The sequence below is a fragment of the Variovorax terrae genome (genome assembly GCF_022809125.1).
GTDB lineage: Bacteria > Pseudomonadota > Gammaproteobacteria > Burkholderiales > Burkholderiaceae_C > Variovorax_A > Variovorax_A terrae.
In genome coordinates, this window is the sequence record NZ_JALGBI010000001.1 from 2,574,277 (window position 1) to 2,593,467 (window position 19,191).

Annotated in this window: 17 protein-coding genes; 7 read left to right on the forward strand and 10 right to left on the reverse strand. The window is 69.7% G+C overall.

Features of this window, described 5'->3' with window-relative positions; translation table 11 throughout:
- Positions 1 to 21: 21 nt before the first annotated feature.
- Genes arfB through MMF98_RS12130 form a run of 3 tightly spaced genes read right to left on the reverse strand, consistent with a single transcriptional unit; the run spans position 22 to position 1,701 of the window.
- Positions 22 to 444: an alternative ribosome rescue aminoacyl-tRNA hydrolase ArfB gene (gene arfB / locus MMF98_RS12120; RefSeq protein ID WP_243306526.1), complete on the reverse strand. Its 423-nt coding sequence runs from the start codon at positions 442 to 444 to the stop codon at positions 22 to 24.
- A 34-nt stretch (positions 445 to 478) separates the two neighbouring features.
- Positions 479 to 934, reverse strand: coding sequence for a type II 3-dehydroquinate dehydratase (gene aroQ / locus MMF98_RS12125; protein WP_243306527.1), 456 nt, complete (start codon positions 932 to 934; stop codon positions 479 to 481).
- Positions 931 to 1,701, reverse strand: coding sequence for an alpha/beta fold hydrolase (locus MMF98_RS12130; protein WP_243306528.1), 771 nt, complete (start codon positions 1,699 to 1,701; stop codon positions 931 to 933). Before MMF98_RS12130 ends, aroQ begins: the two co-directional genes overlap by 4 nt.
- Positions 1,702 to 1,978: 277 nt before the next feature.
- On the opposite strand from MMF98_RS12130, the gene MMF98_RS12135 reads away from it, so the two are divergent.
- A complete protein-coding gene (locus tag MMF98_RS12135; RefSeq protein WP_243306529.1) occupies positions 1,979 to 2,863 on the forward strand; it encodes a DMT family transporter in 885 nt (294 codons plus the stop codon).
- A 20-nt stretch (positions 2,864 to 2,883) separates the two neighbouring features.
- Here MMF98_RS12135 and MMF98_RS12140 read toward each other — a convergent pair whose 3' ends face one another.
- Positions 2,884 to 4,065, reverse strand: coding sequence for an MFS transporter (locus tag MMF98_RS12140; RefSeq protein WP_243306530.1), 1,182 nt, complete (start codon positions 4,063 to 4,065; stop codon positions 2,884 to 2,886).
- A gap of 3 nt (positions 4,066 to 4,068) precedes the next feature.
- The gene (aroC, locus tag MMF98_RS12145; protein ID WP_243306531.1) at positions 4,069 to 5,163 is read right to left on the reverse strand and encodes a chorismate synthase; all 1,095 of its coding nucleotides are present in this window, start codon (positions 5,161 to 5,163) and stop codon (positions 4,069 to 4,071) included.
- Positions 5,164 to 5,220: 57 nt separating this feature from the next.
- Between aroC and MMF98_RS12150 the strand changes: the two genes are divergently transcribed.
- Entirely contained in the window at positions 5,221 to 6,606 is a 1,386-nt protein-coding gene (locus MMF98_RS12150; protein WP_243306532.1) for an MFS transporter, read from the forward strand.
- 80 nt (positions 6,607 to 6,686) lie between these two features.
- Positions 6,687 to 7,109, forward strand: a complete 423-nt coding sequence (locus MMF98_RS12155) for a cupin domain-containing protein (protein WP_243306533.1) — start codon at positions 6,687 to 6,689, stop codon at positions 7,107 to 7,109.
- An 80-nt stretch (positions 7,110 to 7,189) separates the two neighbouring features.
- On the opposite strand, the gene MMF98_RS12160 is transcribed toward MMF98_RS12155, so the two are convergent.
- Positions 7,190 to 7,846, reverse strand: coding sequence for a glutathione S-transferase (locus MMF98_RS12160; protein ID WP_243306534.1), 657 nt, complete (start codon positions 7,844 to 7,846; stop codon positions 7,190 to 7,192).
- Between the two features lie 127 nt (positions 7,847 to 7,973).
- On the opposite strand from MMF98_RS12160, the gene MMF98_RS12165 reads away from it, so the two are divergent.
- Positions 7,974 to 9,194: a polyhydroxyalkanoate depolymerase gene (locus MMF98_RS12165; RefSeq protein WP_243306535.1), complete on the forward strand. Its 1,221-nt coding sequence runs from the start codon at positions 7,974 to 7,976 to the stop codon at positions 9,192 to 9,194.
- A 19-nt stretch (positions 9,195 to 9,213) separates the two neighbouring features.
- Here the strand turns inward: MMF98_RS12165 and MMF98_RS12170 are convergent, their stop codons facing one another.
- From MMF98_RS12170 to MMF98_RS12185, 4 genes are all read right to left on the reverse strand, one after another.
- A complete protein-coding gene (locus MMF98_RS12170) occupies positions 9,214 to 11,004 on the reverse strand; it encodes a caspase family protein (RefSeq protein ID WP_243306536.1) in 1,791 nt (596 codons plus the stop codon).
- 29 nt (positions 11,005 to 11,033) lie between these two features.
- Positions 11,034 to 12,944 carry a caspase family protein gene (locus MMF98_RS12175; RefSeq protein ID WP_243306537.1) on the reverse strand — a complete coding sequence of 637 codons (1,911 nt, stop codon included), beginning with the start codon at positions 12,942 to 12,944 and terminating at the stop codon, positions 11,034 to 11,036.
- A 338-nt stretch (positions 12,945 to 13,282) separates the two neighbouring features.
- Positions 13,283 to 13,834 (reverse strand): TlpA family protein disulfide reductase, encoded by a 552-nt coding sequence (locus MMF98_RS12180; protein WP_243306538.1) that lies wholly within the window; start codon positions 13,832 to 13,834, stop codon positions 13,283 to 13,285.
- Positions 13,831 to 14,286: a CBS domain-containing protein gene (locus tag MMF98_RS12185; RefSeq protein WP_243306539.1), complete on the reverse strand. Its 456-nt coding sequence runs from the start codon at positions 14,284 to 14,286 to the stop codon at positions 13,831 to 13,833. The genes MMF98_RS12180 and MMF98_RS12185 overlap by 4 nt, the downstream gene beginning before the upstream one ends.
- Before the next feature lie 89 nt (positions 14,287 to 14,375).
- On the opposite strand from MMF98_RS12185, the gene MMF98_RS12190 reads away from it, so the two are divergent.
- From MMF98_RS12190 to MMF98_RS12200, 3 genes are read left to right on the forward strand one after another with little or no spacing between them, the layout of a single operon-like run.
- On the forward strand, positions 14,376 to 15,695 hold the full coding sequence (locus MMF98_RS12190) for an O-acetylhomoserine aminocarboxypropyltransferase (RefSeq protein WP_243306540.1): 1,320 nt from the start codon (positions 14,376 to 14,378) through the stop codon (positions 15,693 to 15,695).
- Positions 15,695 to 16,501 carry an alpha/beta fold hydrolase gene (locus MMF98_RS12195; RefSeq protein WP_243306541.1) on the forward strand — a complete coding sequence of 269 codons (807 nt, stop codon included), beginning with the start codon at positions 15,695 to 15,697 and terminating at the stop codon, positions 16,499 to 16,501. Before MMF98_RS12190 ends, MMF98_RS12195 begins: the two co-directional genes overlap by 1 nt.
- A gap of 10 nt (positions 16,502 to 16,511) precedes the next feature.
- Entirely contained in the window at positions 16,512 to 19,190 is a 2,679-nt protein-coding gene (locus tag MMF98_RS12200; protein WP_243306542.1) for a GDYXXLXY domain-containing protein, read from the forward strand.
- Position 19,191 lies beyond the last annotated feature (1 nt).

Here is a 19,191-nt window from a genome sequence, read left to right on the forward strand (position 1 = left end):
GGGCCTGCCGGGACGGCGGGTTCAGGCCGGGCCTTCGCCCCGCACCCGGCCGCGCAGCCCCTTGAGCGCCGAGCGCTGGCTCTTGCCGTCCAGGCGGCGCAGGCGCGAGCCCAGGGTCGGGCGGGTGGCGCGCCGGCGCCGCGGCGGCAGCGACACGCTGTCCACCAGCTCCTGCAGCCGCGCCAGTGCATCGGCCCGGTTCATCTCCTGTGTGCGGTGCTGCTGGGCCTTGAGCACCAGCACGCCGTCCCGGGTGATGCGGCTGTCGCTGAGCGCCAGCAGGCGGGCCTTGACGTCGTCCGGCAGCGACGAGGCGGCGATGTCGAAACGCAGATGCACCGCGCTCGAGACCTTGTTGACGTTCTGACCGCCCGCCCCCTGGGCGCGGATCGCGCTGATCTCCACGTCGCGCTCATCCACCGGAAACAGGGACGGTGTGGACATGGACACCTGTGCTTGGCGGAGGCCCTGCCCCGCCTCAGGCGGCCGGAGCCAGCTCGGCCAAGCCGGCGATCGCCAGCGCATAGCCCGGCACGCCGAAGCCCGCCATCACCGCCTTGGCCGCCGGCGAGATGTAGCTGTGGTGGCGGAAGGCCTCGCGCGCATGCACGTTGCTGATGTGCAGCTCGATCAGCGTGATGCCCGTGCCCTTGATCGCATCGTGCAGCGCCACGCTGGTGTGGGTGTAGGCCCCGGCATTGAGCACCACGCCGGCCAGCGTGCCGGCGGCGTGCGCCCGGCCCGCCTCGTGGATCCAGTCCACCAGCACGCCCTCGTGGTTGCTCTGGCGGAATTCCAGCGCGAAGCCGTGCCGGGCACAGGCCTGGGCGCAGAGCGCCTCCACGTCGGCCAGGGTCTGCGAGCCGTAGACCTGCGGCTCGCGCGTGCCCAGCAGGTTGAGATTGGGTCCGTTCAGGACATAGGCGGTTTTCATAGGCTGTTCAGGAATTCGATCACGAGGTTGGCAAAGTCGGTGGGCCGCTCCACGGCGCTGAGGCGGCCCGTGTCGATGATACGCAGCTGCGCGCCCGAGATGGTGCGGCACAGCGTGTCGGTCATCTCGATCGAGATATTGCTGTCCTGCGCCCCGGCGATCACCAGGGCCGGACAGGCGATCAGCGGGTTGCTGCGGCGGAAATCGGCCTGCAGGAGGGCCTCGCAGCTCGCCACATAGGCCTGCGCGTCGGTGGCGATGAAGGCGGCGCGCGCGGCCGCCACGCGGGCCGCGGCGGGCCCCGGCTCGGCCAGGAAGCCGGGCGTGAACCAGTTCGCCAGCGCCTCGTCGGCGAGCGCGGCCATGCCCAGCGTCAGCGCGCCACGCGCGCGCGCCAGCAAGGCCGCGCTCGCGGCCTCGCCAAAGCGGCTGGCGGAATTGGCCAGCACCAGGCTCTTGATCAGATGCGGGTAGCGCACGGCGATCTGCTGCCCCACCATGCCCCCCATGCCCAGGCCCACGAAGGTGACCGGTCCGCGCGCGTGCTGCTCGATCAGGGCCGCGGCATCGTCGGCCAGGGCCTCCATCGTGCAGGGCCCGGGCACCACCTCCGAGCGGCCGTGGCCGCGGTGGTCGTAGCGCAGCACCGTGTGGCGCGGCTGCAGCAGCGCGGCCACTTCGTCCCACATGCCGAGGTCGCAGCCCATCGAATGGCTGAGCACCACGGTCGAGCCTTTTCCCTGCTTGACGAAGTTCAACTGCGGCATGGCCCCTCCTGTCTGGCTGTTGATCGGCTTGCTGCATTGTGCCGCCGGACGGGAGCCCCGCCGTGTCAACGTTGGTTTCAGGCCACGCCGCGCCGCTTGGAGCCTGTTCACGGTCTCTCAGCCCCGCAGCCCGAGCGAAACCCGGTCGCTCCTGTTTTGATAGCAATGAATGACCGGAGCACCTGGACCTCGGGCCGATTTTCCTTGAAATCTGCCCGTGCACCGGCCGCTGGCGCCCAGCAGGATTCGCCGCGCTGCCTCACAATCGCCTGCGTCCATGCAGACACGCCACTTCGCCCAGCTGATCGCCCTGTCCGCCCTCTGGGGCGCGTCGTTTCCCTTCATCCGCATCGCCAGCCCGGCCCTCGGGCCCTGGGGCGTGGCCGGCCTGCGCTGCGTGCTGGCGGCCCTGGTGCTCAGCGTGCTGATGCGCGTGCTGCGCAACCACTGGCCGGCGCGCGGCGCCTGGCCGCTGCTGTTGATGCTGAGCCTGCTCACCGTGGTGGCGCCGTTCGTGCTGTTCAGCTGGGCCGGCCTGATCCTGCCGGCCGGCTACTCGGCCGTGCTCAACGCCACCGTGCCGCTGTTCGGCGTGCTGGCGGCCGCGCTGGCAGGCGAAGAGCGGCTCACCGCACGCCGCCTGCTGGGCTGCCTGGTCGGCTTCGCCGGCGTGGCGCTGCTGGTGCAGCTGGGCCCGGTGGCGGTGAGCCGCGAAGTGCTGCTGGCCGCGCTGGCCTGCATCGCCGCCTCGGCCTGCTACGGCTGCGGCGCCATCCTGATGAAGCGCGCCACCATGGCGCACCAGCCCCTGCCCGCCTCGGCCGCCGTGCATGTGGCGGCGGCGCTGGTGCTGCTGCTGCCAGCCGCGGCGTCGGCACCCGCGATGCGCCCCACCTCCGGCGCCTTGCTGGCCGTGGCGACGCTGGGCATCGTGACCTCGGGCTTCATGTACTGGATCAGCATGCGGCTGATGCGCGAGATTCCAGCCAGCGCCGCCACCTCCTCGGCCTTCATGATCCCGCTGTTCGGCGTCACCTGGGGCAGCCTGTTTTTGGATGAGCCCGTCACCTCGGGCATGCTGCCTGGCTGCGTGCTGGTGCTGGCGGCCACCGCGCTGGTGACCGGCTTCAATCCGTTCCGCAGCGTGCCGCCCGAGCCCTGACGGGCGCCGTTCACAGCCGCTCAGACGGCGGCCGGTTGCTCGAGCCGGCGCATGCGCCAGGCGCAGGCCGTGGCCAGCAGGGCCAGTGCCGCCGCCACCAGGAACACCACCTGGAAGCCATGGCGCGCGGCCAGCGCGCCGCCGGCCAGTACCCCCAGCACGCCGCCGCAGCCGTAGCCGATCACCGTGAACAGCGCCTGCCCGCGGCCGCGCAACCGCCCCGGGAAGTAGTGCGAGACCACGGCGATGCAGGTCGTGTGGTGCGCCGCGAAGGTGATGGCGTGCAGCACCTGGCCCAGGAGGATCGCCCAGGCCCACTGCCCCAGCCCGCCCGTGGCGGCCATGCGCAGCGCGGTGGCCGCGCCGCAGGCCAGCAGCCAGCCCGTCAGCGGCAGGCGGTGCAGGAAGCGGCCCTGCACGAAGAACCAGCCGATCTCCATGACCACCGAGACCGCCCACAGCGCGCCGATCGCGGCCTTGCTGTAGCCCAGCGAGTCGAGGTAGAGCGACAGGAAGGCGTAGACCGCGAAATGCGCCATCACGTGGAAGAGCAGCGAGACGAAGAACCAGCGCACCACCGGCTGGCGCAGCACCGCGCCGATCGGCGCGCCGCGCTCATGCGCAGCGGCCGGGCTCTCTTTCGCATCGGGCAGGCGCCAGGTGCACCACAGCACCAGCGCCAGCGTCACGCCGGCCCAGGCCGGGAAATGCCCCATGCCGAAATGCTCGAACCAGCCGCCGGCCAGCAGCACCGTGAACAGGAAGCCGGTCGAGCCCCAGAGCCGGATGCGGCCGTAGCGGCCCCAGTCGCCCGCCACCACGTGGGCCATGGCGGCCTCGGTCAGCGACATCATCGAGCTGGTGTGGGTGAACATCACCAGCAGCACCAGCCCCACCCACCAGTGGCCGCCATGCCACCACAGGCCGAGCGAGGCCGCCAGCGCCACGGCCGCGCTGATGCGCAGCAGCTTCACGCGCTCGCCCGTGTGGTCGCTCAAGGCGCCCCAGGCATAGGGCGCGAACACGCGCGTGACCGACTGCACCGAGGCCAGCAGGCTGATGGTGAAGATCGGGAACCCCAGGTCCTTGAGCCACAGCGGCAGGTAGGGATTGAAGAAGCCGATGTGCGCGAAATAGCTCGCCGACAGCGCGGCGAACGGAACGATCTGGCGGCCGCTGGCCGCCGCAGCCCCCTGGGCCATGCCTCAGGCCGAGGCTTTGATCGGCGCCACCGGCAGGCGCACGTCGCCGCACTGGGCGCGCTGGCGCAGCGCATGCTCCATCACCACCAGCGCCAGCAGCGCCTCGGCGATCGGCGTGGCGCGGATGCCGACGCAGGGGTCGTGCCGGCCCTTGGTGATGACCTCGGTGGAGCGGCCTTCGATGTCGATGGTCTCGCGCGGGCTGATGATGGAGCTGGTGGGCTTGATCGCGATCGTCACCTCCAGGTCCTGGCCGGTGCTGATGCCGCCGAGCACGCCGCCCGCGTTGTTGGAGCGAAAGCCCTCGGGCGAGAGCGAGTCGCCGTGCGTGGTGCCGCGCTGCGTGACGCTGGCGAAGCCGGCGCCGATCTCCACCGCCTTGACGGCGTTCAGCCCCATCATGGCCTTGGCGATGTCGGCGTCGAGCCGGTCGTACAGCGGCTCGCCCAGGCCCACGGGCATGCCGCTGGCGGTGACGCGGATCTTCGCGCCGCAGGAGTCGCCGGCCTTGCGCAGCGCGTCCATGTAGTCCTCCAGCGCCGAAACGTCGGCCACCGGGGCGAAGAACGGGTTGTGCGGCACATGCTCCCACGACTCGAACGGAATCTCGATCTCGCCGATCTGCGCCATGCAGCCGCGAAACTGCATGCCGTACTGCTGGGCCAGCCATTTCCGGGCGACCGCGCCCGCGGCCACCGTGGGCGCGGTCAGCCGGGCCGAGGAGCGGCCGCCGCCGCGCGGGTCGCGGATGCCGTATTTGTGGAAGTAGGTGTAGTCGGCATGGCCGGGCCGGAAGGTCTGGGCGATGGCGCTGTAGTCCTTGCTGCGCTGGTCGGTGTTGCGGATCAGCAGGCAGATCGGCGTGCCGGTGGTCTTGCCCTCGTAGACGCCGGAGAGGATTTCCACCGCGTCGGGCTCGTTGCGCTGGGTCACGTGGCGGCTGGTGCCGGGACGGCGGCGGTCCAGCTCGGCCTGGATATCGGCCTCGGCCAGCTCCATGCCCGGGGGGCAGCCGTCGATCACGCAACCGATGGCCGGGCCGTGCGATTCACCGAAGTTGGTGACCGCGAAAAGTGTTCCTAGGGTGTTGCCGCTCATGCCCTCGATTATCCCAGAGGGGCCGCGCGGCGGCGCGGCGGCCCCTAGAATCCCGGCATGGCACATCGCGGCAGACTCGTTCCCCTCATCGTGGCCTGCCCGCTCTTCCTGCAGAACCTGGACACCTCGGTCATGGCGACGGCGCTGCCCAGCATCGCGCGCTCGCTCAACGTGCAGGCCCTGCACCTGAACCTCGCCATCACTTCCTACCTGCTGAGCCTGGCGATCTTCCTGCCGGTCAGCGGCTGGTGCGCCGAGCGCTTCGGGCCCAAGCGCGTGTTCTGCTGCGCCATCGCCTTCTTCTCGCTCGGCTCGGCGCTGTGCGGCGCGGCCACCTCGCTGCCGGCGCTGGTGCTGTTCCGCATCCTCCAGGGCCTGGGCGGCGCGATGATGGTGCCGGTGGGGCGCCTGATCCTGCTGCGCAGCGTGCCGCCCGCGCAGATGGTGGCGGCGATGGTCTGGTTCACCGTGCCGCCGGCCATCGGGCGCATGGTGGGCCCGCTGTTCGGCGGCGCCATCGTGACCTGGACCTCCTGGCGCTGGATCTTCCTGGTCAACGTGCCGTTCGGCCTGCTGGGCATCGCGCTGGCGCTGTGGTTCATCGACGACCGCCGCGAGGACACCGCACCCGAGCCCTTCGACACCGGCGGCTTCGTGCTGCTGGCGCTGGGGCTGATCGGCCTGCTCGGCGCGCTGGAAACCGCTGGCAAGGCCCTGGTGCCGGGCTGGGTGAGCTGGTCGGTGGCCGGAGCGGGCGCGCTCGCCATGGGCCTGTACCTGCTGCGCAGCCGGCGCATGGCCAGCCCGATCATCGACCTGCGCATCCTGCGCCACCCGACCTACTTCGCCTCGATCATCGGCGGCACGCCGCTGCGCATCGCCATCGGGGCCTCGCCCTTTTTGCTGCCGCTGATGCTGCAGCTGGGCTTCGGCCTGTCGCCGCTGGACTCCGGCCTGCTGACGGTGGCCACCGCGCTCGGCTCGCTGGCCACCCGCACGGTGATGACCCAGGCGATCCGCCGCATCGGCTTTCGCACGCTGCTGCTGGCCACCACCACGCTGACCAGCCTGTTCTACGCGAGCTACAGCCTGTTCCGCCCCGACACGCCGCATGTGCTGATGTTCTGCACGCTGCTGCTGGGCGGCCTGGTCAATTCGATGGGCATGGTGGCGCTGCAGACGCTGGGCTTCTCGGATATCCCCAAGCCGCGCATGAGCCACGCCACCACGCTCTCCAGCATGGCGCAGCAGCTCTCCCTGAGTTTCGGCGTGGTGCTGGGCGCCTCGCTGGTGAGCGCGGCGGCCTGTTGGCATGGCGGCGATGCGGCGCACCTGACGGCGCGCGACTTCTCGCCCGCGTTCGCGGTGATCGGCGCGATGACGCTGCTGTCGCTGTTCTTCTTCGTGCGGCTCGACAAGGACGAAGGCGCCGGACTGCGCTGAGCACCTGCCGGCCGGGCCGCGGCGGGAACGCTTTATGCATGCTGCAACGCAGCATTCTGACCACTTCCCAGGAGCGCCCCATGCTGGACCGCACGACCACCCAGTTCTCCCACGTCAAGCCCGGCGACACCGCCTACGTTGCCGGCGGCCTGCGCGACTTCTTCCTCTACCGCGACCTCGGGGTCGCCGAGGCCACGCACGGAAAAGTGATCGCCCACCTGGTCAAGGCCAACATGGCACCGGAACAGGGCACGGGATGGCACCGGCATGAGGCGGATTTCCAGATCGTGATCATGCTCAAGGGCTGGGCGCGCTTCATGTACGAAGACCGGGAAACCCGGGTCGAAGCCGGCGACTGCGTGCACCAGCGCCCCGGCATCCGCCACTACCTGTTCGACTACTCGCCCGACATGGAGTACCTGGAAATCGTTTCGCCGGCGGATTTCAAGAGCATCGACGTCGATCCGGTCTGCGAAATTCCGCCGCCCACGCCCTGGAAGTGATTTTTCAAGGCAAATCGACCCGATGTCCTTGTCGGGCGGTTATTTCATGCTCTCATTTTAATAGCAACCACCGCAGAGCTTCAAAACTCGGCTTCGAGCTCGTCGATGGCCTCGGGCTCCTGGCGGGCGGCGGCCACCCACTCCTGCATCGCGGGCAGTTCCATGATGCGCTTGCAGTAGGCCGCGCAGACCTTGTCGATGGCCACGTCGTAGGTCAGAAAACGCGTCACCACCGGCGCGTACATGGCGTCGGCCATGCCCGGCTGCCGGCCGAACAGGTAAGGGCCGCCATAGGCCACCAGGCACTCCTTCCAGATCGCGATCACGCGGTCGATGTCGCCCTGCGCACGCGACCAGACCTTGAAGCCGGGGAAGCGCGCCTTGAGGTTCATCGGCAGCGAGCCGCGCAGCGCGCTGAAGCCCGAATGCATTTCGCCGCAGATCGCGCGGCAATGGGCGCGGGCCTTGGCGTCGGCCGGCAGCAGGCCGGCCCGCGGTTTGATTTCGTGCAGGTACTCGCCGATGGCCAGCGTGTCCCAGACCTTGATGCCGTTGTGCAGCAGCGAGGGCACCAGCATGGACGACGACAGCAGCAGGATCTCGGCCTTCATCGCCGGGTCGTCCGGCGGGATGACCTTCTCGGAGAAATCCAGCCCCGACAGCCGGGCCATCAGCCAGCCGCGCAAGGCCCAGGCCCCGTAGTTCTTGCTGCTGATGGTGAGAACGGCCTTGGCCATGGCTTGCTCCTGGAAGTGTGCAGGGCCTCAGCAAGGGATGTGCCACCGCCGCCCGGCGTCCCTCCTGAGCCGGCTGGCCCGCAACTTGCCTGCACCCCTGGGGCCACGACCCTCCGTCAGGAATTCCATGCTGTATCAGGCCTATCAAACCCAGTCCGACCTGATGTCGCCATGGCGGCTGCTGGCCCAGCATGGCAGCGCCGCGCTCTGGCTGCGCGAGACCGAAGGCTCGATGCTGCGCAGGCTGTCGGCGGCGTTCGAGGTGTTCTCGCGCCTGCGGCTCACGCACTCGCGTCCGGCCTACGGCATCGGCTCCGTAACGGCGAACGGGCACGAGGTTGCCGTGGCCGAGGAGCCGGTGCTGACGCTGCCGTTCGGCACCCTGCTGCACTTCAACAAGGCCCTGGACGGCGACAGGCCGCAGCACCCGCCGGTGCTGCTGGTCGCGCCGCTGTCCGGCCATTTCGCCACCCTGCTGCGCGAGACCGCGCGCACCCTGCTGCAGGACCACGACGTCTACATCACCGACTGGCACAACGCGCGCGACGTGTCGCTGCGCCACGGCGCCTTCGGGCTGGACGACTACATCGACCACCTGATGCGCTTCACCGAGGCCATCGGCCCCGGCGCCCATGTGGTGGCGGTGTGCCAGCCCTGCGTGGCGGCGCTGGCCGCCACCGCCCTCATGGCCGAGGACGACCACCCGGCCCAGCCGCGCAGCCTCACGCTGATGGCCGGCCCGGTGGACTGCCGCGTCAACCCCACCGAGGTCAACAGGCTGGCCACCAGCAAGCCGATCGAGTGGTTCGAGCAGAACCTGATCAGCCACGTGCCGTGGCCGCATGCCGGCCACATGCGCCGCGTCTACCCGGGCTTCGTGCAGCTCGGCGCCTTCCTGAGCATGAACCTGGAGCGGCACAAGAAATCCTTCGAAGCCCTGTACCAGTTCCTCGTTGAAGGCGAGGTGGAGAAGGCCGACGTCATCCGCGCGTTCTACGACGAGTACCTGGCCGTCAACGACCTGCCGGCCGAGTTCTACCTGGAGACGGTGGCAAAGGTGTTCCAGACCTACGACCTGCCGCTGGGCAGGCTCACCTACCGCGGCCGCCTCGTCAACCCCGCAGCGATCCGCCGCACCGCCCTGCTCACCGTCGAGGGCGAGCGCGACGACATCTGCGCCGTCGGCCAGACCGTGGCCGCGCAGGACCTGTGCAGCAGCATCCGCCCCTACCGGAAGACCCACCACATCCAGGTGGGCGTGGGCCACTACGGCGTATTCAGCGGCCGCAAGTGGAACCAGCAGATCTACCCGCGCGTGCGCGAGGTCATCCACTCCAGCCTGGGTTGAGGCGGCGCCAGGGCCACGCTCATGGGCTCGCCAGGTCTGCCAGGGTGAAGGCCTTGGTTTGCGCCTTGCCTTGCAGCTTTTGCCCGAACAGCTTGTTGCCGTGGATTTCCGTGATGTCCTCGCTGACCGGCAGCGCGCAACCCACCTCGGGCGAATACAGCCTGATTTCCTCGGCCTTCAGGTAGCCGCCCGCCGTCTCGAAGTCGCGCACGATCCTGAGCTGGGTGCCGGGGTAGGGAAAGTTGTATTCAGGCCAGCTCGCCCGCGTCTCGCCCACGGACACCCGGGTTTCGCCGGGCAGGCCGCGGCTCTGGATCGTCGCCACCATGCTTTGCCCCGGCGACAGCGTGGCGATGCTGCCGTTGAAGACCTGCTCGGTTTCCACGACCCGCGCATGCAGGAAATGCAGCGCCTTGGTGCCCCCTGCCGCGAGCGTGCCCGCCGCATGGTAGAACACCGTGAGCCCGTTGCCGTACTCGACGACGCAGAGGCCGTTCTCATGGCGCACCGTCATGTTGAGATCCTTGCCGCCGACCGCCATCACGACCTTGGCCGTCCGGGTGGGATGGGCCTGGGGAAACAACGCGCGCGAGCGGGCGATTTCCCCGCGCACCTTGTCCGAAATGAACATGTCGGGGTCCACGCTGGCCACCTTGGCGGCGGATGCGCGTGCGGCGCGGTCGGCCTCGTCCAGCTCTTTCTTCTTGCGCGCGTCGGTTTCCTCGATCGCGATGATGCGGGTGCGCGCGGTCTGCACGAACTGGCCTTGCGGGTACTGCGCCAGGTAGGCCTGCAGTTCGGCGCGAGTGCCGCCCGCCTCCGCCGCGCGCCAGAAAGCCGCTTCGGCGTCGCGCGCCGCGGCTTCGCTGGAGGAATCGCCCTTCAGGCTCGCCAAGCGCACACGGCTTTGCGCCATGTAGCGCCCACGCGGGTACTTGGCGAGGTAGTCCTCGAACACGGCGGGGCTGCGGCTGGCCTTGATGCTGTCCCACAGCTGGTCTTCGATCTCGCCGGCCGATGGGGCGGCCAAGGCCATCAGCGTGCCGGCCGCGCAGTTGCCAAAGCAGAAGTCTCCTTCGATGCTGCCTTCCATCCACGGCTCCTGGCGCCCCGCCGATTCGTTCTTCACCCCGGTCACCACCCGCTTGAGCACCTGCTCCACCGGCTGGTTCGACTGTTCCATCTGCTTGAGCAGGTGCCCCGTGTACAGCCCGTTCTTGCCGCTGCCGTCGGCCGCCACGCTGCCGGGCCGCGTGGCGTAGGAGATCAGGGTGCCACTGGGCGCGCTGACTCGGGCCAGGCCTTCGCCTGTCGATCTGAAGCCCCGCGCATACGGGTTGTTGCGGCAGGCGTCCAGGAACACGAGGTTCAGCCTCGTCTTGGCGTCTTCCAGCACGTCCATCACCTGTTTCATGGACAGGCTCTGACTGGGCACGTCTTCTTCGGAGTCGATTTCCGCGTCCACCGTGGGCAGGTAGTTCTCGCCTCGAATCTGCACGCCATGGCCCGCATAGAACACCAGCGCCACCGCGCCCGGTGTGAGTTTGCTGCGGAACTCGCGCAGCGTGGCGCCCATCTGCCGCGTGCGCAGGTTGCTGCGCTCGATCACCTCGAAGCCCAGCGCTCTGAGCCTCGCCGCCATGTCTTTCGCATCGTTCGTCGGGTTCTTCAGCGGCGAGTTCTTGTACGTGCTGTTGCCGATCACCAGCGCCACGCGCTTCTCGGCGTCGGCGGCATGGGCGGCTGCGCCGAGCAGGCAGGCCATCAGAAAGGCCAGGGCCCGGCGGATCAAAGGGTGTTGGGTTTGCATGCGCTGTTCTGTGGGGTGGGTGGGTGTGTCTACTTCGACGCCGCAAGCACGTGCCGGTCGATGATGTAGTTGGTTCGCACGATCTCCTTGCCATAAGGCATGTCCCAGAAGTACTGGCCGCCGGGAGGCGACATGAGCAGCGGCTTCTCGGGCACGGTGCGCACCGCCACCTGCGACAGGAAAACACCCAGGTCTTCCAGGAAATAGTCTTCGGTGACGGTGTACTTGCCTTCGTTGCGCGGCACGTCGCCCTCGGCCGGCTTCACCTGCCAGGCGTCGCCCGTCAGTTCCGGCGACAGGCTGGACGCCGCCACCTTGCCCACGACCTGTTTGGACAGCTTCAGGACGGCCCCGTTGTTGTACTTGCCTTCCACGCGGATGCGCGCGCCTTCCCTCATCGGGAACAGGCTGCCCTCGATGCGGTCGATGCTCGCGATGTAGCTCGCCACGGTGCTGCCCTGCAGGCGGCCGATCTGCAGCAGCCCGCCAAAGGCCCAATAGGCATATTCCTGGACCGACTGCACGCTGCCCGTCGAGCCCATGAGGCCATTGAACTTTTGCTGGCTGCTGGTGTTGGAGCGCACCTCCAGCCAGCCTGGCGCCGGCTGGCGCAGGCGCCGCACTTCCTTGGCCCAGCTCTCGACCTTGCCTTCCTGCGAGTTGGTGCGCAAGTCCACCTGCACTTCCATCGCCCGGGGCTCGGGGGTTCTCTGGAACGCCTCCGAAGCCTCGAGCCTGTTCCAGGTGTCCTCGCTCAGTTGGAAGGGCAGATGGGGCCGCGCCTGGGCCGCAGGCAGGTCGCGCAGCTTTTGCCGGGCTGCATCGGCGTGGCTCCCGCCCGGATAGGCATTCACGTAGGCCATCAGCGCCGGCCTCGAATTGGCCTGGCTCGCCCTGGCCCAGGCCTCGTCGTCGGCCGCCGCGTTGCGCGTCAGCGCGATGCGGCTCGCCGCCAGCGCCGCAAACCGGCCCGACGGATAGCTCGACAGGTACGCCTCGTAGTCCGCCACGCTGCGCGACTTGTCCGCCCGGCTCCATGCCGCCATCTGCTGGCTGTCGTCGGCCACCGGCGCCTTCGCCAGGCTTGCCGCCTGCGCGGCGTACTTGCCCCTGGGGTACTGGCGCAGGTATTCGTCAAACGCCGCCTTGCTGCCGCTGCCGCGGATCGACTCCCACAGGTCGTCCTCGATCTCCCCCGCCGTGCGGATGCGCGCCGGGCTGGCCGCTGTGCCGCCCGCGGCGCAGTTGCCAAAGCAGAAGTCGCCCTCGATGCTGCCCTCCATCCACGGTTCCTGGCGGCCCTGTGATGCTGCCTTCACCCCTGACACCACTCGCTTGAGCACCTGTTCCACCGGCTGATTCGACTGCTCCATCTGCTTGAGCAAGTACCCCGTGTACAGGCCATTGCGGCCCTCCCCGTCGGCCGCCACGCTGCCGGGGCGGGTGGCATAAGAGATCAGCGTGCCGCTGGGCGCGCTGACTCGCGCCAGTCCCTCTCCCGCCGCCGAACGGAAGCTCCGTGCATAGGGGTTGTTGCGGCACGCGTCCAGGAACACGAGGTTGAGCCGGGTCTTGGCATCGTCCAGCACGTCCATGACCTGCTTCACCGAGAGGCTCTGGCTCGGAATGTCTTCCTCGGAGTCGATCTCCGCATCGACCGTGGGCAGGTAGTTCTCGCCCCGAATCTGCACGCCATGGCCCGCATAGAACACCAGCGCCACCGCACCCGGTGTGAGTTTGCTGCGGAACTCGCGCAGCGCAGCGCCCATCTGCCGCGTGCGCAGGTTGCTGCGCTCGATCACTTCGAAGCCCAGGCTGCGCAGCTTCGCCGCCATGTCCTTCGCATCGTTCGTCGGGTTCTTCAGCGGCGAGTTCTTGTACGTGCTGTTGCCGATCACCAGCGCCACGCGCTTCTCGGAAGGCTCAGGACTCTTCGCCAACCCCTGGCCCATTGCATGCGGCGCCACAAAGACCAGGAGCAGCCCCAACCCCAGCCCGCGCCACATGACAGCCAAAAAAGTGCGCATCGGCGCAAGCTCGAACAAGGACGCGGTGACAGATCTCATGAAACTCAAGGATGGAGGTCGCCCGGACGATGGGCCCGCAGGCCTGCCACCCGGTGGGGAAATTGCGCCACCCCGCCCGCGGTGCGCCATGGGGTTCCGCCCGGGCGGATGGCCCTGCCGATCATCGGCGCCTTCGGCCAGCCGCCTATCCCATATTCATGGGTGTCGGATGAATACAACAAGCGAACAGGAAGCGATCGAGGGCCCTGCCGTCACCGCGCCATGGCGGCCACGTACGGCCCGATCTCGGTGCGGATGCTCATGCCGCGCTCGTATTTCTGCACCACCTTGCCGCTGGCGTCGAGCACGATCGCCGTGGGAAAGCTGTAGATGCGGCCGAACGCCCCGACGTCGCGCAGCCCCTTGGGCCGGCTGCCCGGCGGATAGGCGCTGTACCGGGGCATGGCGATCCGGTAGTCGCTGGCGCGGCTCTCCGCCAGCTTGGCCGGCCTGTCGCGGTTGTCATCGGAGCTGAAGAACACCACGTTGACCTTGCCCGGCAGTTCCTTGGCCAGTTTCAGCACATAGGGGCGCGTCTCCTGGCACGGAATGCACCAGTCGCCGCCGAAATACAGCACCGTGGGCCGCCCGCGCAGCGCGGCGAGCGAGATGTCCGTGCCGTCCACGTACTCGTAGACATCGGGCGCCAGCGGTATTTCTCCTTTTTCCGGCGACCAGGCCAGGCAGGAAGCAGCGCCCAGCAGGCCCAGCAGCAGCGCGAGCGCCTGCGGACCCGTGGACCGCAGCGCCTGGCGGGCCCTCATGCCTGGCTTGGCTCGTCTTCCGCCGGCCAGTCGCGGATGTAGGCCTTGAGCATCTTGTTCTCGAAGTTCTGGCTGTCCACCACGGCCTTGGCCACGTCGTAGAAGCTGATCACCCCCATGAGCATGCGGCGGTCCATCACGGGCATGTAGCGCGCATGGCGGTCCAGCATCATGCGGCGCACCTCGTCGAGGTCGGTTTCCGAAGTGCAGGTGAGCGGGTGGTCGTCCATGGCGCTGCGCACCAGGGTCGCTCCGACCTGGCCGCTGTTCTTGACGATGCTCAGGATGACTTCGCGGAAGGTCAGCATGCCCACCAGGTCGCCATGCTCCATGACGACCAGCGAACCGATGTCCTTTTCGGCCATCACATCCACCGCACGGGCCAGGGGCTCGTCGGGCGTGACGGTGTAGAGCGTGTTGCCCTTGACGCGCAGGATGTCGCTGACTTTCATGGTGTTCTCCTCTGTGTCGGCCTCGTCCACCCGGGCGGGCCGCCCTTGAAATATAGCCCACAATACCCCGAACTTCCATTGGAGACCGCATGCCCGGCTATTCCGACCCCGGCTTCGACACCCTGGCGCTGCATGCCGGCGCCGCGCCCGACCCCGCCACCGGCGCGCGGGCGGTGCCGATCCACCTGACCACCTCGTTCGTGTTCGAGTCCAGCGACCACGCGGCCGCGCTGTTCAACCTGGAGCGCGCGGGCCATGTCTATTCGCGCATCAGCAACCCCACCAATGCGGTGCTGGAGCAGCGCGTGGCGGCGCTCGAAGGCGGCATCGGCGCGATCGCCACCGCCAGCGGCCAGGCCGCGCTGCACCTGAGCGTGGCCACGCTGATGGGCGCGGGCTCGCACATCGTGGCCAGCACCGCGCTCTACGGCGGCTCGCAGAACCTGCTGCACTACACGATGCGCCGCTTCGGCATCGAGACCACCTTCGTCAAGCCCGGCGACATCGACGGCTGGCGCGCGGCCGTTCGCCCGCACACCAAGCTGTTTTTCGGCGAGACCGTGGGCAACCCCGGGCTGGATGTGCTCGACATCCCCACCGTGGGCGCCATCGCGCACGAAGCCGGTGTGCCGTTACTGGTGGATTCGACCCTGACCTCTCCTTACCTCGTGAAACCGCTGGAGCTGGGCGCCGACCTGGTCTACCACTCGGCCACCAAGTTCCTCTCCGGCCACGGCACGGTGATCGGCGGCATCGTGGTCGACGGCGGCAGCTTCGACTGGGATGGCCCGAAGACCGCGGGCCGATTCTCTGAACTGACCGCGCCCTATGACGGCTTCCACAACATGGTCTTCACCGAGGAAAGCACCGTGGGCGCCTTCCTGCTGCGCGCGCGGCGCGAGGGCCTGCGCGACTTCGGCGCCTGCATGAGCCCGCACACGGCCTGGCTGATCCTGCAGGGCATCGAGACGCTGCCGCTGCGCATGGAGCGGCACATGAGCAACACGCAGAAGGTGGTGGAGTTCCTCGCCAGCCACCCGTTCGTGGCGCGCGTGGGCCACCCGCTGCTCGAATCGCACCCCAGCCACGCGCTGGCGCAGAAGCTGCTGCGCTTCGGCGCGCGCGGCGCGGGCTCGGTGTTCAGCTTCGACATCCAGGGCAACCGCGAGCAGGGCAAGAAGTTCATCGAAACGCTCAAGCTGTTCAGCCATCTGGCCAACGTGGGCGACTGCCGCTCGCTGGTGATCCACCCGGCCAGCACCACGCATTTCCGCATGACGGACGAAGCCCTGGCCGCGGGCGGCATCTCGCAGGGCACGATCCGCCTGTCGATCGGGCTCGAAGACCCGGACGACCTGATCGACGACCTCAAGCGCGCGCTGAAGGCCGCAGAGAAGGCAGGTGCGTGATGGAGCTGCAAGTCAACGGCCACGCCAGCTACTGCTACACCGGCGGCAAGCCCTTCGATCCCGCCAAACCCACCGTGGTCTTCATCCACGGCGTGCTGAACGACCACAGCGTCTGGATCCTGCAGAGCCGCTACTTCGCACACCACGGCTGGAACGTATTGGCGGTGGACCTGCCGGGCCACTGCCGCAGCGCCGGCGAGCCGCCGCGCTCGGTCGAAGAGGCCGCGCGCTTCATCGTCGCGCTGCTGGACGCCGCCGGCGTGCCGCGCGCCGCGCTGGTCGGCCACAGCTTCGGCTCGCTGATCGCGCTCGAGGTGGCCGGCAGCGCGCCCGAGCGCGTGAGCCAGCTCGTGATGGTGGGCACGGCCTTCCCGATGAAGGTGTCGCCCGCGCTGCTGGACGCCTCGCTGAACCAGCCGATGAAGGCCATCGACATGGTCAACACCTTCTCGCACTCGATGCTGGCGCCACCGCCCTCCTCGCTCGGCCCCGGCACCTGGCTGCTTGGCGGCTCCCGGGCGCTGATGAAGCGGGTGCTGGCCAGCAACCCGCGGCACAACGTCTTCCACCTCGGCTTCAAGGCCTGCGACGACTACCAGGGCGGCGAAGTCCAGGCGGCGCGGTCACAGTGCGCTATCCTTTTCATAGCAGGCCGAAACGACCAGATGACCCCGCCCCGCGCCATGCAGGCGCTCGCGGCCAAGGCCAGGCACGGCCGCATCGTCACGCTGGAAGCCGGCCATGCGCTGATGACCGAAGCGCCCGACGCGGTGCTGTTCGCGCTCAAGGACTTCCTCCAGCCCTGAGCGGCGCGCCATGGACTTGCGGCTGGCCCTCTATGAACTGGCGCACCGGCACCGGCTGACGCCGCAGGCACAGCGGCAACTGTTCGATGCCGCGCAACTCGAGCAGGAGCCCGCCTCGCTCGCCCCGTGGTTCTGGCGCAGCGTGGCCGTGCTGGCGGCAGCGCTCGGCGGCCTGGGCGTCATCCTCTGGATCGCCGCCAACTGGGACACGCTGGGCCGCTTCGGCCGCTTTGCCCTGCTGCAGGGGTTTGTGCTCGCCACGGGCCTGGGCGCGGCCTGGCGGCCGGCGGCGCGCGCGCCGCTGGGCCTGCTCGCGCTGCTGGGCACCGGCGGCCTGTTCGCTTACTTCGGCCAGACCTACCAGACCGGCGCCGACCCCTGGCAACTGTTCGCCCTGTGGGCCGCGCTGGCGCTGCCGCTGTGCCTCGCGGCGCGCAGCGATGTGCTGTGGGCGCCCTGGGCGCTGGTGGCCATGACCGCCATCTCGCTCTGGACTCACGCCCACACCGGCCACCGCTGGCGCGTCGAGCCCGGCGACCTGGGCACGCACGGGCTGGCCTGGGCCGCCGCCGCGCTGCTGGTGCTGGCACTCGGCGGCGCCGCGCGGCGCATCACCGGTGCCGGCCCCTGGGCCGGGCGCACGGCCGCCACCCTGGCGGTGGCGATGGTCACGTTCACCGCCATCGGCGGGCTGTTTTACGAGACCGTGGCGCCGCACTACCTGCTGGGCCTGCTGCTGCTCGCGGCCGCCTGCGCGCTGTTCGCGCGGCGCCGCGGCTTCGAGATCTACGGGCTGAGTGCGGCGGCCCTGGGCCTGAATGCGCTGGTGGTGGCGGGCCTGGTGCGGCTGCTGTTCAGCGACCACCATGGCGAGCCCATCGGCGCCCTGCTGCTCATCGGCCTGGCCTCGGCCGGCCTGCTCGCCGCCAGCGTCAACGGCATTCTGCGGCTCGCACGCCGGCCCGCAAACCTGCCACCGGAGCCGGCCGGCGCGGCGCGCGAAGCGCCGGCGCCGCAAGTGGCGGCTCCCCGGGCCGGCGACCGCCTCGGCGCTGCTTTGCAAGCTGCCATCGAGAGCGGCGTTCTTCCCGCCGAAGCCCGCCGCCCCGACTCGGAGACACGCCCCTGGCCGGTGGTGGTGCTCACGGCCCTGGGCGCGTGGCTGGCCGCGGTGCCATTGTTGGGCGTGGTGGGCCTGCTGCTGGGCGATCTGCTGAGCCGTGGCGCCGGCCCCTACCTGGTCGGCCTGCTGGTGCTGGCCGGCGCGGCCGTGGTGCTGCGCACCCGCGACGTGCCGGTGTTCTTCGAACAACTGGCGGTGCCGGCGCTGCTGGTGGGCGGCGGCAGCCTGGGCTTTGGCGCCTTCCGCGACCTGCCGGTCCAGGCCGCGGCCGCGCTGCTGGCCGCCATGGCCCTCGTGCTGGCCTGGGCCCTCAGGCGCCCCTGGTTGCGCGGGTTGCTGGGCGCCACCGCCGCCGTGCTGGTGATGCGGGCACTCTCGCCCGACCCGTGGCTCGGTTTCGGCCGCCGCGACACCACGACGCCGTGGCTGGTGCTGCACGCGGTGCTGGCCTTGTGGCTGCTGGCGCTTGCTGCGCAGCGCCAGGGGCTGAACGGCGGGGCGCGGGCGCCGTGGGCGGCAGCGCTGGAGTCCATCGCCACCGGCTGGCTGCTGGCCACGCTGGCCGGACTGGCCTGGTTCTCGGGCATGAGCTTTCTGGTCGGCGGCACGCTCGGCAACGGACTGGCCGCCGACATCACCCGCGAGCTGGGCACGCGAACGCGCGCCACAGGGCCTTCCGCCCTGCTGCTGCCGGCCGCTTCAGTCGGCCTCGCACTGCTGGCCACCGCCTTGGCAGGCCGCGCCTGGCCAAGCCTGCGCCGCCCGCTGTGCGCCGCCGTCGGCGGGGTGCTGGTGGCGCTGGCCGCCTGCCTGCCGGCGCTCGGGGGCGTGCTGCTGGCGGCTGCGCTCACCGCCACCACGCAGCGCTGGCGCCTGGCGGCCGCGGCCGCGCTGGCAGCGGCCTGGATCGTCGGCAGCTTCTACTACCAGCTGCAGTGGCCCCTGGCCACCAAGGCCATGATGCTGGCCGCGGCCGGCGCCCTGTTGGGCGCCATCGCCTGGCTGGCCTGGCGCCGCGATGCACACGCGCGCGCGCCGGAGCGGCCGGCCCCCGCAGGCCCGCAACGCGCGCCCATGCTGGTGGCGCTGGGCCTGGTGGCCACGCTGGCCGTGGCCAACTTCGCGATCTGGCAGAAGGAACGCCTGATTGCCCACGGCCAGCCCGTGTACGTCGAACTGGCCCCGGTGGACCCGCGCTCGCTGATGCAGGGCGACTACATGCGGCTGAACTTCCGCATTCCCGACGGCGTGCGGCATGAACTCGACTCGCTCGACTCGCTCGTCGCGCTCGGGCGCCCACAGGCCATGGCGCGGCGCGACGCACGCGGCGTGGCCACGCTGCTGCGCCTGCAGGCGCCGGGCGCGCCGCTGGCGGCGGACGAGTTCCTGATCGAGCTCAGCCCCAAGGACGGGCGCTGGATCCTGGTCAGCGATGCCTGGTACTTCAGGGAAGGAGACGCCGCGCGCTGGGCGGCGGCCCGCTATGGCGAATTCCGCGTGCTGCCCGATGGCACGGCCCTGCTGGTGGGCATGGCCGACGAGCGGCTGCAGCCGATACGGCCTTGAA